The 13,462-nt window shown below is 72.2% G+C and carries 14 protein-coding genes; 6 read left to right on the forward strand and 8 right to left on the reverse strand.

Features of this window, described 5'->3' with window-relative positions; translation table 11 throughout:
• Positions 1-83 precede the first annotated feature (83 nt).
• On the reverse strand, positions 84-1,235 hold the full coding sequence (locus MNZ27_RS09110; RefSeq protein WP_242393734.1) for an ABC transporter substrate-binding protein: 1,152 nt from the start codon (positions 1,233-1,235) through the stop codon (positions 84-86).
• An 812-nt stretch (positions 1,236-2,047) separates the two neighbouring features.
• Between MNZ27_RS09110 and MNZ27_RS09115 the strand changes: the two genes are divergently transcribed.
• The 5 genes from MNZ27_RS09115 (at position 2,048) to MNZ27_RS09135 (ending at position 6,603) form a co-directional block, all read left to right on the forward strand.
• Entirely contained in the window at positions 2,048-3,157 is a 1,110-nt protein-coding gene (locus MNZ27_RS09115) for a branched-chain amino acid ABC transporter substrate-binding protein (protein WP_242393735.1), read from the forward strand.
• Between the two features lie 65 nt (positions 3,158-3,222).
• A complete protein-coding gene (locus MNZ27_RS09120) occupies positions 3,223-4,125 on the forward strand; it encodes a branched-chain amino acid ABC transporter permease (protein ID WP_242393736.1) in 903 nt (300 codons plus the stop codon).
• 2 nt (positions 4,126-4,127) lie between these two features.
• A complete protein-coding gene (locus MNZ27_RS09125; RefSeq protein ID WP_242393737.1) occupies positions 4,128-5,108 on the forward strand; it encodes a branched-chain amino acid ABC transporter permease in 981 nt (326 codons plus the stop codon).
• The gene (locus MNZ27_RS09130) at positions 5,105-5,872 is read left to right on the forward strand and encodes an ABC transporter ATP-binding protein (protein ID WP_242393738.1); all 768 of its coding nucleotides are present in this window, start codon (positions 5,105-5,107) and stop codon (positions 5,870-5,872) included. Before MNZ27_RS09125 ends, MNZ27_RS09130 begins: the two co-directional genes overlap by 4 nt.
• Positions 5,872-6,603, forward strand: coding sequence for an ABC transporter ATP-binding protein (locus tag MNZ27_RS09135; RefSeq protein ID WP_242393739.1), 732 nt, complete (start codon positions 5,872-5,874; stop codon positions 6,601-6,603). Before MNZ27_RS09130 ends, MNZ27_RS09135 begins: the two co-directional genes overlap by 1 nt.
• Positions 6,604-6,920: 317 nt before the next feature.
• On the opposite strand, the gene MNZ27_RS09140 is transcribed toward MNZ27_RS09135, so the two are convergent.
• Both MNZ27_RS09140 and MNZ27_RS09145 read right to left on the reverse strand, forming a co-directional pair.
• A complete protein-coding gene (locus MNZ27_RS09140; protein WP_242393740.1) occupies positions 6,921-7,241 on the reverse strand; it encodes an AzlD domain-containing protein in 321 nt (106 codons plus the stop codon).
• The gene (locus MNZ27_RS09145) at positions 7,238-7,954 is read right to left on the reverse strand and encodes an AzlC family ABC transporter permease (protein ID WP_242393741.1); all 717 of its coding nucleotides are present in this window, start codon (positions 7,952-7,954) and stop codon (positions 7,238-7,240) included. The genes MNZ27_RS09140 and MNZ27_RS09145 overlap by 4 nt, the downstream gene beginning before the upstream one ends.
• 66 nt (positions 7,955-8,020) lie before the next feature.
• Here MNZ27_RS09145 and MNZ27_RS09150 point away from each other — a divergent pair, with 66 nt between their 5' ends.
• The gene (locus tag MNZ27_RS09150; RefSeq protein WP_242393742.1) at positions 8,021-8,494 is read left to right on the forward strand and encodes a YbaK/EbsC family protein; all 474 of its coding nucleotides are present in this window, start codon (positions 8,021-8,023) and stop codon (positions 8,492-8,494) included.
• Between the two features lie 43 nt (positions 8,495-8,537).
• Here the strand turns inward: MNZ27_RS09150 and MNZ27_RS09155 are convergent, their stop codons facing one another.
• The 5 genes from MNZ27_RS09155 to MNZ27_RS09175 form a co-directional block, all read right to left on the reverse strand.
• A complete protein-coding gene (locus MNZ27_RS09155) occupies positions 8,538-9,260 on the reverse strand; it encodes an ABC transporter ATP-binding protein (RefSeq protein WP_242393743.1) in 723 nt (240 codons plus the stop codon).
• Positions 9,257-10,075 carry an ABC transporter ATP-binding protein gene (locus tag MNZ27_RS09160; RefSeq protein WP_242393744.1) on the reverse strand — a complete coding sequence of 273 codons (819 nt, stop codon included), beginning with the start codon at positions 10,073-10,075 and terminating at the stop codon, positions 9,257-9,259. Before MNZ27_RS09160 ends, MNZ27_RS09155 begins: the two co-directional genes overlap by 4 nt.
• Positions 10,072-11,121 (reverse strand): branched-chain amino acid ABC transporter permease, encoded by a 1,050-nt coding sequence (locus MNZ27_RS09165; RefSeq protein WP_242393745.1) that lies wholly within the window; start codon positions 11,119-11,121, stop codon positions 10,072-10,074. The genes MNZ27_RS09160 and MNZ27_RS09165 overlap by 4 nt, the downstream gene beginning before the upstream one ends.
• On the reverse strand, positions 11,121-12,056 hold the full coding sequence (locus MNZ27_RS09170; protein ID WP_242393746.1) for a branched-chain amino acid ABC transporter permease: 936 nt from the start codon (positions 12,054-12,056) through the stop codon (positions 11,121-11,123). Before MNZ27_RS09170 ends, MNZ27_RS09165 begins: the two co-directional genes overlap by 1 nt.
• Before the next feature lie 109 nt (positions 12,057-12,165).
• Positions 12,166-13,365 (reverse strand): ABC transporter substrate-binding protein, encoded by a 1,200-nt coding sequence (locus MNZ27_RS09175; protein ID WP_242393747.1) that lies wholly within the window; start codon positions 13,363-13,365, stop codon positions 12,166-12,168.
• Positions 13,366-13,462: the final 97 nt, after the last annotated feature.

The following is a 13,462-nucleotide window of genomic DNA, read 5'->3' on the forward strand; positions in this document are numbered from 1 at the left end:
GCCGCGCCGCGGGGCGGGGGGGGGGCGGGGGGGGGGGGGGCGGCCCCCCCCCCCCCCCCCCCCCCCCCCGCGACGGGGCTAGGCTAAGGCTGAACGGTCGTCAGGTAGGTGAACTTCCCGCCCTTCACCGTCTTGATCACGGCGCTCTTCGTGGCGTCGCGGTTCTCGTCGAACGTGATGAGGCCGGCGGCGCCGGGGAACGCCTTGGTGGCGACGAGCGCCTCGCGGAGCTTCGCGCCGTCGAGCGTGCCCGCCTTCTCGATCGCGGCCCGCGCCACGAGGTAGCCGTCGAAGCCGAGGGCGGTCACCGCCGCGGGCTCCTTGCCGTACTGCTTGCGGTACGCGTCGAGGAAGGTCTTGCTGGTGTCCGTGATCGGGACCTCGGTGGCGAAGAAGGTGGAGAGCACCGCCCCCTCGACCGCCTGCTTGCCGACGTCCACGAACTCCGGCGCCTCCCACGTGTCGCCGCCGAGGAACGGCGTGGTGATGCCGAGCTCGCGGGCCTGCTTGATGATGAGGGCGCTCTCCGTGTAGTTGCCCGGCGCGAAGATGACGTCCGGCTTCATCGACTTGAGCGTCGTGAGCTGCGCGGTGAAGTCCTGGTCGTTGGTGTTGTAGTTCAGCTCGGCGAGGATCGCGCCCTGGTCGCCCGTCAGCTTCTTGAAGCTGTCCGCGAAGAACCGGGCGAGCCCGACCGAGTAGTCGTTCGAGACCTCGCGGATGATCACCGCCTTCTTCGCCTTGAGGTCCTTGGCGGCGTAGTTCGCCATCACCGTGCCCTGGAACGGGTCGATGAAGCAGACGCGGAAGTAGTACTCGTTCCCCTTCGTGACGAGCGGGTTCGTGGCGGACAGCGCGATCGCCGGGACCTTCTTCTCCTTCACGATCGGGCCGGCGGCCATCGAGAGCGACGAGCCCCAGGAGCCGAGGACCACCGCGACCTTCTCCTGGTCCACCAGCCGCTGGGCGGCGTTGGCCGCCTCGACCTTGTCGGACTTGTTGTCCACGACCACGAGCTCGATCGGGAGCTCCTTCCCGCCCACCTTGACCGTCGGGTAGAGGGCGTTCGCGAGCTTGATGCCCTCGACCTCCATCGCGCCGCCGGCGGCGTTGGCGCCGGTCAGGGGCTCGAACACGCCGAGCTTGACCGTGGTCGGCTTCGACGAGGACGACCGGTGACAGCCGCCGAGGGCGAGCAGCGAGAGGACGGGGACGAAGAGGGTTGCCCTTCTCATGGTGGGCCTCCTGGTTGGGACGGGGCGCAAAGCGGGCTTCGCCGCCGAAGAGGATGCGGCGCAGGCGGGGCAGGGTGACACGTCGTACCACCCCCAAGCAAGCCACCCTCGGCGCGGGTGGTCAAGCGTGGGAGGCGCCCGCGGGCGCCTCGCCGCACGGCCGGGGACGGGGGGCCGGCGCGGGTGCCCGCCGCGTCGCGAGCGAGGCGGCCCAGCGGCCGGGCGGTAGCGGGCTGAAGCCCGGGGGTCCAGAGCAGGGCGCCGCCACCCGTGAGCCGTGACCGTCACCGTCACCGGCCTCTCCGTGCCCGTGAACCGCGTCCCGTGGCCCGTAGCCCGATATCCCGCGGTCCGGTTCCCCGCGGCCCGGTTCCCCGCGGTCCGGTTCCCCGTGGTCCGGTTCCCCGTGGTCCGGTTCCCCGAGGTCCGGTTCCCCGTGGTCCGGTTCCCCGTGGTCCGGTTCCCCGTGGTCCGGTTCCCCGTGGTCCGGTTCCCCGCGGTCCGGTTCCCCGCGGTCCGGTTCCCCGCGGTCCGGTTCCCCGCGGTCCGATGCCGTCGGATCACGGGCCAAGGGACACGGGAGGCGGGAGGCGGGGCACGGGGATCGGTCACGGTCACGGTCACGGGTACGGATACGGGTTCGGGTTCGGTTTGTGGCGAGGGCCGACGCTGACATCCCCGGGAGGTGGGGCCGTGCACGCACGTGAACGCGAACGCGGCCGGCCCGACTGCACTTCTCCCCTTCCCGCTTCGGCCCGGGGGTGCTGAAATGTCGCTCCCTCTCGGTTCAGGAGATCCAAGTGAAAATTTCGATGCGACTGGCCGTGGCGGCGACGCTGCTGGCCTTCGGCTCCGCCCGCGCGGCGGACGCGATCAAGATCGGGTTGATGGCTCCGCTGACCGGCTCGTGGGCCAGCGAGGGCCAGGAGATGAAGCGGAACGTCGAGCTGCTCGCCGCCGAGCAGAACGCCCGGGGCGGCCTCCTCGGCAAGCGCGTCGAGATCGTCGTCGAGGACGACGGCGGCGATCCCCGGACCGCCTCCCTCGCGGCGCAGCGCCTGACCACCCGCGGCGTCGTGGCCGTCGTCGGCACCTACGGCTCGGCGGTCACCGAGGCCACCCAGGCCATCCTCGACGAGGCCGGCATCGTCCAGGTGGCGAACGGCTCCACGGCCGTCCGCCTCACCGAGAAGCGCCTCAAGTACTTCTTCCGCACCTGCCCGCGCGACGACGAGCAGGGCCGGGTCGGCGCCGCGGTCCTCGAGAAGGGCGGCGCGAAGCGCATCGCGCTCCTCCACGACAGCTCCGCCTACGCGAAGGGGCTCGCGGACGAGATCGCCGCGACGCTCCGGGCGCACCGGGCGAACGTCGTCTTCTTCGACGCCCTCACGCCGAAGGAGCAGGACTACTCGGCGATCCTCACCCGGCTCAAGGCGGCGAAGCCGGACGTGGTCTTCTTCACGGGCTACTACCCGGAGGCCGGGCTGCTCCTCAAGCAGAAGCGGCAGATGGGCTGGAAGGTGCCCTTCATCGGCGGGGACGCCGTGAACAACCCGGACCTCGTGAAGATCGCCGGGAAGGACGCGGCGGCCGGCTTCCGCTTCCTGTCGCCCCCGGTGCCCAAGGACCTCGACACCGCCGAGGCCCGCGCCTACGTGGCGTCCTACCGGAAGCGGTACGGCGAGGCGCCGAGTTCGATCTACGGCGTGCTCGCGGCCGACGGCTTCCGCGTGATCGCGAAGGCGATCGAGACGAGCCGGTCCACCGATCCGGACAAGCTCCGCCAGGTCCTCGTCGGCGGGCTGAAGGACTTCCCGGGCTTCACCGGCAAGATCGCCTTCAACGGCAAGGGCGACCGGGTGGGCGAGCTGTACCGCGTCTACGAGGTCTCCCCCTCCGGGAGCTTCGTCCTCCAGAAATAGGGTAGTCTGCCGCCTCTCGCGCGCGGGGCCCGTCCGCGGGCCCCGCGCGCCCCGCATCGGATCCCATGGAGCAATTCTTCCAGCAGCTCACGAACGGCCTCGCCGTCGGAAGCATCTACGCGCTCATCGCCCTCGGCTACACGATGGTGTACGGGGTGCTCCGGCTCATCAACTTCGCCCACGGCGACCTCTTCAGCCTCGGCGCCTACCTGGGGTTGACGCTCCTCACCTCGTTCGCCCTCCAGGGCCGGCTCGGCCTCGCGCTCGGCCTGCTCGTGCTGGCGGTGATGGTGATGGGGCTGATCGCGGTGGTCGGGGTGGTCCTCGAGCGCGCCGCCTACCGGCCGCTGCGGGACTCGCCGCGCCTCTCCGCGGTGGTCTCCGCCCTGGGGGCCTCGATCTTCCTCCAGAACGCGCTGATGCTGGTCTACGGCGCCCGGTACCAAGTCTACCCGGACATCCTCCCGCAGGCGTCGATCCGGCTGCTCGGGCTGGACGTGCCGGTGATGCGGATCGTGGTGGTGCTGGTGGCGGTGGTGATGATGGCGGGCCTCTACGTCTTCGTGCAGAAGACCCGGACCGGCACCGCGATGCGCGCCGCGGCCATCGACCAGGACGCCGCCAGCCTGATGGGGATCGACGTGAACCGGGTCGTCCGGCTCGTGTTCGTGATCGGCCCGGCCCTGGGCGGCGGCGCCGGCCTCCTGGTGGGGCTCTACTACGGCCAGGTCGGCTTCACGATGGGCTGGAGCTACGGGATGAAGGCGTTCACGGCCGCCATCCTGGGCGGCATCGGCAACATCCCGGGCGCGATGGTCGGCGGGCTCCTGCTCGGCCTCGTCGAGGCCTTCGGCGCGGCGTACCTCTCCCTCGCCTGGAAGGACGCGTTCGCGTTCGGCGTGCTGATCCTCATCCTGATCGTCCGCCCCTCCGGGCTGCTCGGCGAGCGCGTGGCGGAGAAGATCTGATCATGCCGAACCGCACCATGACCCGCGGCCTCGGGATCGCCTACGCGATCGCGGCCGCCGCCGTCGCCGCGGCGCCGCTCGCGCTGAACGCGTACTGGATCGACGTGCTGAACAGCGTCGGGCTGTACGTCCTCCTCGCCCTGAGCCTCAACCTGATCCTCGGCGACGCCGGCCTCTTCAACATGGGGCACGCCGCGTTCTACGCCGTCGGCGCGTACACCTCCGCGATCCTCAACACGCGGCTCGAGATCCCCATCCTCTGGACGCTGCCCGCGAGCGCGCTCGTCGCGGCGCTCTTCGCCGCGCTCGTGGCCCGCCCCGTCGTCCACCTCCGCGGGGACTACCTCCTCGTCGTGACGATCGGGCTCGGCGAGATCGTCCGGATCGCCCTCGTGAACGACGTCTTCGGCCTGACCGGCGGCGCCAACGGCCTCTTCGGCATCTCCCGGCCGACGATCTTCGGCCACCGCCTCACCTCGCGGAAGCCGCAGGAGTTCCTCTACCTGATCTGGGCGTTCGTGGCGGTCACGGTCTTCCTGTTCCACCGCCTCGAGCAGTCGCGCTTCGGCCGGGCGCTCAACTACCTGCGGGAGGACCCGATCGCCGCGGAGGGGAGCGGGGTGAACACCGCCCGGTACCGGCTCCTCGCGTTCGCCCTCGGCGCCGCCTGGGCCGGCATGACCGGCACGCTGTACGCGGCGAAGATGACGATCATCTCCCCCGAGTCATTCGGCTCCTGGGAGTCGGTGGTGATCTTCCTCATGGTGATCCTCGGCGGCGCGGGCTCGATCCCGGGGGTGATGCTCGGCGCCGCGCTGGTGGTGATCCTGCCCGAGCTGTTCCGCGGCTTCGCGAGCGCCCGGCTGCTCGTCTTCGGCCTCGTGATGATGGTGATGATGGTCTTCCGGCCCCAGGGGCTCCTCCCCTACCGGCTCCTCCGCTTCAAGGAGTCCGACCTCCGGCGCGCGGAGGACGCTCCGTGAGCGCGCTCCTCGAGCTCCGGAACGTCACGAAGAGCTTCGGCGGCCTGACCGCCGTCGGCGACGTCTCCTTCGACGTCCCCGCCGGCTCCGTCGTGGGGCTCATCGGCCCGAACGGCGCGGGCAAGACCACCACCTTCAACCTCATCACGGGCAACTACGTCCCCGACCATGGGACGATCCGCTTCGAGGGGCGCGCCATCGGCGGGATGCGCACGAACGCCATCGTGCGCGCGGGCATCGCCCGCACCTTCCAGAACGTGCGGCTGTTCCAGCAGCTCCCGGCGGTGGAGAACGTCCTCGCGGGTCGGCACTGCCGGACGCGCGCCGGCGCGCTCGCCGCCTTCCTCCGCCCGCCCTGGCAGGCGCGCGAGGAGCGCGAGGCCGCGGCCCGGGCGGTGCGCGAGCTCGAGTTCGTCGGGCTGGGCGGCCGCGCCCTGGAGCTCGCGAAGAACCTGGCCTACGGCGACCAGCGGCGCCTCGAGATCGCCCGGGCCCTCGCGGCCGACCCGAAGCTGCTCATCCTCGACGAGCCGGCCGGCGGCATGAACGAGCAGGAGACGGACGAGCTGGTCGGGCTCATCGCGCGGATCCGGGCGCGCGGCGTCACCACCCTGCTCATCGAGCACGACATGAGCCTGGTCATGCGCGCGTGCGAGCACATCGTGGTCCTCGAGTACGGCGAGAAGATCGCCGAGGGCCCGCCGGACGCCATCCAGCGGGACCCGAAGGTGATCGAGGCCTACCTCGGCACGGAGGACGCGTGATGGCCGCGCCGCTGCTCGAGACGCGCGGGCTCCGCGTCAAGTACGGCAACGTCGAGGCGCTGCACGGGATCGACCTCGCCGTGCACGCGGGGGAGATCGTCACCCTCCTCGGCGCGAACGGCGCCGGCAAGTCCACCACCCTCCGGGCCATCAGCGGCCTGCTGCGCCCCTCGGGCGGCGAGATCTACTTCGACGGCCGGCCCGCCGACGGCACCCCGGCGCACGAGCGGGTGCGGCTCGGCATCGCGCAGGCGCCGGAGGGGCGGCGCATCTTCGGCACGCTGACGGTGCAGGAGAACCTCGACCTGGGCGCCTTCACGCGGACCGACCGGGACGGGATCGCCGCCAGCCAGGCCTGGATCCACCGGCTCTTCCCGGTGCTCGAGGCGCGCCGCGCCCAGCTCGCCGGCACCCTCTCCGGAGGCGAGCAGCAGATGCTCGCCATCGGCCGGGCGCTGATGGCGAAGCCGCGCGTGCTCCTCCTCGACGAGCCCTCCCTCGGCCTCGCCCCGCTCCTCGTGAAGAGCATCTTCCGCACGCTCCGCACGATCAACGAGGAGGCGGGCGTGACCGTGGTCCTCGTCGAGCAGAACGCCCGCGCCGCGCTCAAGCTCGCGCACCGCGCCTACGTGATGGAGGTCGGCCGGATCGTCCTGGAGGGCCCGGCCGCGGAGCTCGCCTCGGATCCGAAGGTGCAGGCCGCCTACCTCGGGGGGAAGGCGCGCGGGTAGAGGGGCGCCGCGTCGGCTGCCGCGCCGGCCCCCCGTGGCCGTGCCGGTGCCCGTGACCGATCCCCGTGCCCGTGTCCCCCGTCCCGTTGCCCGTGGCCCGTAGCCCGTCGAGTCAGGGCCACGTCGAGGCCGGTGCACGGACAGGCGCCGGTACACGTCGATCGGCGAGAGCGTCGCCCGCGGTCATCGATCGGACCACGGGAACCGGGCCACCGGCCACGGGAGCCGGGTCACGGGACACGACGAGCCGGTGACGGTGACGGTGACGGTGACGGGGTGACGAGTGAATGACGGTGATGGTGCCGAGCGCGCCTCCGTCACGCCCCCAGCACCGCCTGCGCCGTCCAGAGCGCGGCCATCCCCACCGCGATGGTGAGGACCACGTTCCGGGTCCGCCAGGCGACCACGGCGGCGATGACGCCGGCGAGGAGGCGCACGTTCCGGAGGTGCAGATCGGGCGCGCCGTCGTGGAGGAGCACCTCCGGGAAGATGATGGCGGAGAGCACGGCGGGCGGCACGAAGCGCAGCGCCCGCCCGAGCACGGGCGGCAGGTCCACCCTGCCGAGGAGCGCGATGAACGACGCCCGGGTCGCGAAGGTGACGAGCCCGGCGACGGCGAGGACGGGGAGCCAGCTCACGTCCGCCTCGCCTCGACGACGAGCCCGACGCCGATCCCGACCACCGCCGCGAGCACCAGGCCGAGCTTGTAGGGGAGCCCCACCGCCAGCACGGCGAGGATCCCCGCGGCGATCGCGGCGGCGGTGGTGGCCAGGTCCTCGAGCGCCGGGAACACGAGCGCGATGAAGGTGAGCGCCAGCGTGAAGTCGAGCCCCCAGCGCCGCGGCACCGCCGCGCCGAGGAACACCCCCGCCGCGGTGCTGCACTGCCAGGCGGCCCAGAGCGTCAGGCCGGCGCCGAGGAAGTACCAGTGCCGGTGCGGCGACACGTCGGCGCGGTCGCCGTCGCGGGCGTAGCGCGAGGCCACCACCGCGTAGGCCTCGTCGGTGAGGAGGTACGAGAGGAGCGCCTTCCAGCCCATCCCGAGGTGCTTGATGCGCGGCGCGACCGAGGCGCTGTAGAGCGCGTGGCGCAGGTTCACGACGAGCACCGTCACCACCAGCACGACCGCCGGCGCGCCCTCGCGGATGAGGCGCGTCGCGACGAGCTGCGCCGAGCCGGCGAACAGCACCGACGACATGGCCTGGGCGGCGAACGCCGGGAGCCCGGCGTCCAGGGCGAGCAGGCCGTAGATCATGCCGAACGGCGCGACGCCGAGGAGGATGGGGAGCTCGTCGCGGCAGCCGGCCAGGAACTCCCGGCCCTGCGCCCGGCGAGACGACGCGAGCGACATCGGCTCAATATAACCCGCCGCCCCGCGCGTGGACACGCGCCCCGCGCTCTGGCACCTTCGGGCGCCATGGCGCTCAAACCGAGCGCGCAGCGGGTGCAGGACGCGCTCGCCGCGCGCGGCTTCGACCTGGTCGTGCAGGAGCTCTCGGAGTCGGCCCGGACCGCGGCCGAGGCCGCGGCCGCGCTGGGCTGCGCGGTCGAGCAGATCGCGAAGTCGATGGTCTTCGCCGCCCGGCCGAGCGGGCGGGCGGTGCTGGTGGTCGCGAGCGGCGGCCACCGCGTGGACGTGGCGCGGGTCGGCGCGCTGGTGCACGAGGCGGTGGAGAAGCCCGACGCCGCGTTCGTGCGCGAGCGGACCGGCTTCGCCATCGGCGGCGTCCCGCCCGTCGGGCACGCCACGCCGCTGGTCACGCTGATCGACGAGGACCTGCTCCGGCTCGACGCCCTGTGGGCGGCCGCCGGCCACCCGCACGCGGTGTTCCGGCTGACGCCCGCCCAGCTCGTCGCGCTGACGGGCGGGACCGTGGCGAAGGTCGCCTGACGCTCGTCCACGCCCGCCCGCGGCGACGCGGGCGGGGGCGCCGTCACTCGCCGAGGTACGCCTTGCGGACCTCCGGCGAGGCGAGCAGCTCGCGCCCGGTCCCCTGCATCACCACGGTGCCGGTCTCGAGGACGTACGCACGGTGCGCGAGCTGGAGCGCCTTGTGGGCGTTCTGCTCGACGAGGAGGAGGGCCACGCCGGACGCGTTCACCTCGCGCAGCACGCCGAAGATCCGCTCGACCACCTGCGGCGCGAGCCCGAGCGACGGCTCGTCGAGCAGCATCAGCTTCGGCCGGCTCATCATCGCGCGGGCGACGGCGAGCATCTGCTGCTCGCCGCCGGAGAGGGTGCCGGCCACCTGGGCGCGGCGCTCGGCGAGGATGGGGAAGAGCGTGTAGGCCCGCTCGACGTCGCTGGCGATCCCGGCCCGGTCCCTGCGGAGATACGCGCCGAGATCGAGGTTCTCCCGGACCGAGAGGTTCAGGAAGATGCCCCGCCCCTCCGGCGCGTGCGCCATCCCCCGGGCGACGACCGCGTGCGACGGCAGCCGGGTCACGTCCTCGCCCCGGAACCGCACCTGGCCGCCGCTCGGCCGGAGCATCCTGGACACCGCGCGCAGCGTGGTGGTCTTCCCCGCCCCGTTGGCGCCGATGAGCGCGACCACCTGCCCGTCGGAGACCTCCAGCGAGATCCCGCGGAGCGCCTCGATGGCGCCGTAGTGGACCCGCAGGTCCTTCACCTCCAGGATCGGCCCCGCGTCGCTCATCGCTCCGCCCCCTCGGACCCGAGCGCGATCCGCTTCTCCTCGAGGTACGCGTCGCCCAGGTAGGCCTCGATCACCTTCGGATCCTTCCGGACCGCATCCGGCTTGCCCTGCGCGATGGTCACCCCGTGATCGAGCACCAGGAGCCGCTCGGACACCCCCATCACGAGCCGCATGTCGTGCTCGATGACGAGGATGGCGATGCCGAACCGGTCGCGGATGCCGCGGATGAGCTGCATGAGCTCGATCTTCTCGGCGGCGTTCATGCCGGCGGCCGGCTCGTCCAGGCAGAGCACCTTGGGGCCCGTCGCGAGCGCCCGGGCGATCTCGAGGCGGCGCTGCTCGCCGTAGGGCAGGTTCCGCGAGATCTCGTCGCGCCGGTGCGAGAGCCCCATCACCTCGAGGTACTCCTCCGCCCGGGCGAGGATGCGGGCCTCCTCGCTGCGGTGGTGCGCGGTGAGGAAGAGCGCGTCGAAGAAGCCGCTCTTCGCCCCGGCGTGGCAGGCGATCCGCACGTTGTCGAGCGCGGTGAGCTGCCTGAAGAGCCGGATGTTCTGGAAGGTCCGGGCGACGCCGCGGACGCAGATGTCGTGCGGGCGCTCCGCGTTCACCCGGATGCCCGAGACCCGCACCTCGCCCTCGGTGGGCGTGTACACGCCGGTCAGGGCGTTGAACGCGGTGGTCTTCCCGGCGCCGTTCGGCCCGATGAGGCCGACCAGCTCCCCGGGCTGCATCACCAGGTTGAAGGTGGAGAGGGCCTTGAGCCCCCCGAACCGCATGGTGACGTCCTTCGCCTCGAGCGGCAGCGGCGCGCTCATACCGCCCCCCCGGTGGTGGAGTCGTCGCGGATCTCGGTGGGCGAGGCGCCGGACGTCGCCGCCGCCGCGAGGCGCGGGCTCCGGAACAGGCGCCGGAACAGGGCGAGGTTCCACAGCTCGCGCGTCCCGAAGATCCCCTGGGGGCGGAGCAGCATGAGCGCGATGAGGAGCAGCGCGTAGACGACCATGCGGTAGGCCTGGAACTCCCGGAGCAGCTCGAGGGCGACGGTGAGGAGGGCCGCGGCGACCACCGAGCCCGTGATCGAGCCGAGGCCGCCCAGGACCACCATCACCACCACCTCGATGGACCGGACGAAGGTGAACATGCGCGGGGTGGCCAGGAGGATGGCGTGCGAGATGAGCGCGCCGGCCAGGCCGGCGTAGGCGGCGGAGATGACGAAGGCTCGCACCTTGTAGCCGGTGGTGTCCACGCCCATCGCCTCGGCCGCGATCTCGTCCTCGCGGATCGCGAACAGCGCGCGGCCCTGGGTGGAGGTGGCGAGCCGGTACGCCATCACCACCGTGGCGATGACGGAGATCCCCACCCAGACCAGGTTGGTCCGGGCCGGCAGGCCCGAGAGGCCGGTGGCCTGCCCCAGCGCCTTCAGGTTCTCGATGACGGAGCGGATGATCTCGCCGAACCCCAGCGTCACGATGGCGAGGTAGTCGCCGCGCAGCCGGAGGGAGGGCATCCCCACGAGGACGCCTGCCAGCGCGGCGGCGGCCATGGCCGCGGAGAGCGCCAGCGCGAAGAAGATCTGGTCGGAGAGGACCTGCGGGAGGAAGGGGAGCTCGACGCCCGCCAGGGCGGTGGTGAGCTTCGCCGCGGTGTACGCCCCGACCGCCATGAAGCCTGCGTGGCCGAGGGAGAACTGGCCGGTGAACCCGTTCACGACGTTGAGCGAGACCGCCAGGATGACGTTCACGCCCACGCTCACCAGGATGAGCGAGAAGTCCGGCGGCGTGACCGCCTCGAGCACGACGAGGATCGGCAACCCGACCAGGAACGGCAGGAAGGACCGGAGGAGAGCTCTCGCGCGCGTCACTAGACCTTCTCCACCGTCGCCCGCCCGAAGAGCCCCTCGGGCCGGAGCAGCAGGACGAGGATGAGCACCGCGAACGCGATCGCGTCCCGGTACGACGAGCTGGTGTAGCCGGCGACGTACTCCTCGGTGACGCCGAGCAGCAGCCCCCCGGCCATCGCGCCCGGCACGTTCCCGATGCCGCCGAGCACCGCCGCCACGAAGGCCTTGAGCCCCGACATGAGCCCGAAGAGCGGCTCGATCTTCGGCCGCGAGGAGGCGTTGATGATGCCGGCCGCGGCGGCGAGCGCGCTGCCCAGGACGAAGGTCATCGAGATGATCCGGTTCACCGGGATCCCCATCAGCCCGGCGACCTGCGGATCGAAGGAGACGGCGCGCATCGCGGTGCCGAAGCGCGTCCGGTAGACGATGTGCTGGAGCAGGAGCATGAGGGCGAGGGCGAGGACCAGGCCGAGCGCGTCGATCTTCGGGACGGTCACGCCCAGGAACTCCAGCGAGGGCGCCGGGCCGAAGTCGAGGAGCGTCGGGAAGAACCGCGGGCTCGGCCCGGGCGGGAACGGCACCGGCTCCCGGAACCACGGCGTGAGCTGGAAGCCGTACTCGAGCAGGAACGAGACGCCGATGGCGGTGATGAGCGAGGTGAGGCGCGCCTGGTCGCGCAGCGGCCGGTACGCGAACCGCTCGATCACGTACCCGAGCAGCCCGCAGACGATCATCGCCCCGAGGGTGATGTAGGCGGCGCGGATGAACGACGGCTGCCCTCCGCCGCCGACCGTGCCGAGGTAATAGCCGGAGAACGCACCGACCATGTACACGTCGCCGTGGGCGAAGTTGATGAGCTTCAAGACGCCGTACACCATCGTGTAGCCGAGGGCGATCAGGGCGTAGATCGTGCCCACGGAGACGCCGTTCACGAGGTGCTGGAAGAACTCGGTCAAGGCGGGAACCTGGGGGAGAAGGTGCGCCACCATAGAGACGAGAGGGGTCGCCGATCAACCCCTCTCGTTCGTCCCGGTGGCCGGGGTCGTCAGGGCTCCACGGAGGTCATCAGGGCTCCACGGTCGTCAGGTACCTGCCGACGTTCCTCTCGATGCCGATGACGACCGCCGGCTTCACGGCGTCGTGGCTGGCGTCGAGCGAGATCCGGCCGGTCACCCCGGGGAAGTCCTTCGTCTTCCCGATGGCCTCGCGCAGCGCCGGGCCGGAGAGGTCGGGGGCCCGGCTCATCGCGTCGGCGGCCACGCGGGCCGCGTCGTAGCCCAGGGCCGCGGCGGCGTCCGGCACGGCGCCGTAGGCCTCGCGGTAGCGCTGCACGAAGCGCTGGACGAGCGGCGCCGGGTTCTCGTGCGTGTAGTGGTCCGTGAAGTACGAGCCGTCGAGCGCCCCCCTGGCGATCTCGAAGAGCCTGTCGGAGTCCCAGCCGTCCCCGCCTGCGAGCGGGACCCCGATCCCCAGCTCGCGGGCCTGGCGGCCGATCAGGGCCACGTCCGCGTAGTAGGCGGGCACGTAGATCATCTGCGGCCTGGTGCTCGCGATGGCGGTGAGCTGTACCTGGAAGTCGCGGTCGCCGGCCTTGAACCCCTGGTCGCTCACGATCGTGCCGCCGAGCTCCTCGAAGCGGGCGACGAAGAAGTCCGCGAGGCCGACCGAGTAGTCGTTCCCCACGTCGCGGAGGACGGCGACCTTCGCGAGCCGCAGGTGCTCCCGGGCGAACTTCGCCATGACGGCGCCCTGGAACGGATCGACGAAGCAGACACGGAAGACGTAGGGCCGGGTCCGGCCGCGGTCCCGGGTGACGCGCGGGTGGGTCGAGGCGGTGGAGATCATCGGGACGCCGGTGCCGTCGGCGATCGCGGCCATGGCCAGCGAGCGGCTCGACGCGACCTCGCCGAGCAGCACCGCGACCTGGTCGTGCACGGCGAGGCGCGTGGCGGCCGCGGCGGCCTTCTCCGGTATTCCCTCGTCGTCGTAGGTCCTGAGGGCGAGCCTCCTGCCCTTGACCCCGCCCTTCGCGTTCAGCTCCGCGATCGCGAGCTTGATGCCGTTGTCGCTCGAGACGCCGTACGTCGCCTGGTCGCCGGTGAGCGAGGCGACGTGGCCGATCAGGATGGAGTCCCCCGCGGCCTCCGCCGTCGCCGAGGGCGTCGGCGCCCGCGCCGGCGAGGGGCCCGGCGCGGCCGGCTTCCGCTCGCACCCCGCGGCGGCGAGGGCGAGCGCCGCGACCGCCATCGCACTCGCGAACCGCATGGAGACCTCCGGCACGGGGCAGACGGGGCGCGGCCGGTCGGACGCCGCGGTGCTCGAACCCCGTCGAGACGAGGGCGGCGAGACCGTACCGCGTCTC

The sequence above is a fragment of the Anaeromyxobacter oryzisoli genome (assembly GCF_022690765.1).
In the GTDB taxonomy this organism is placed as follows: Bacteria; Myxococcota; Myxococcia; order Myxococcales; family Anaeromyxobacteraceae; genus Anaeromyxobacter; species Anaeromyxobacter oryzisoli.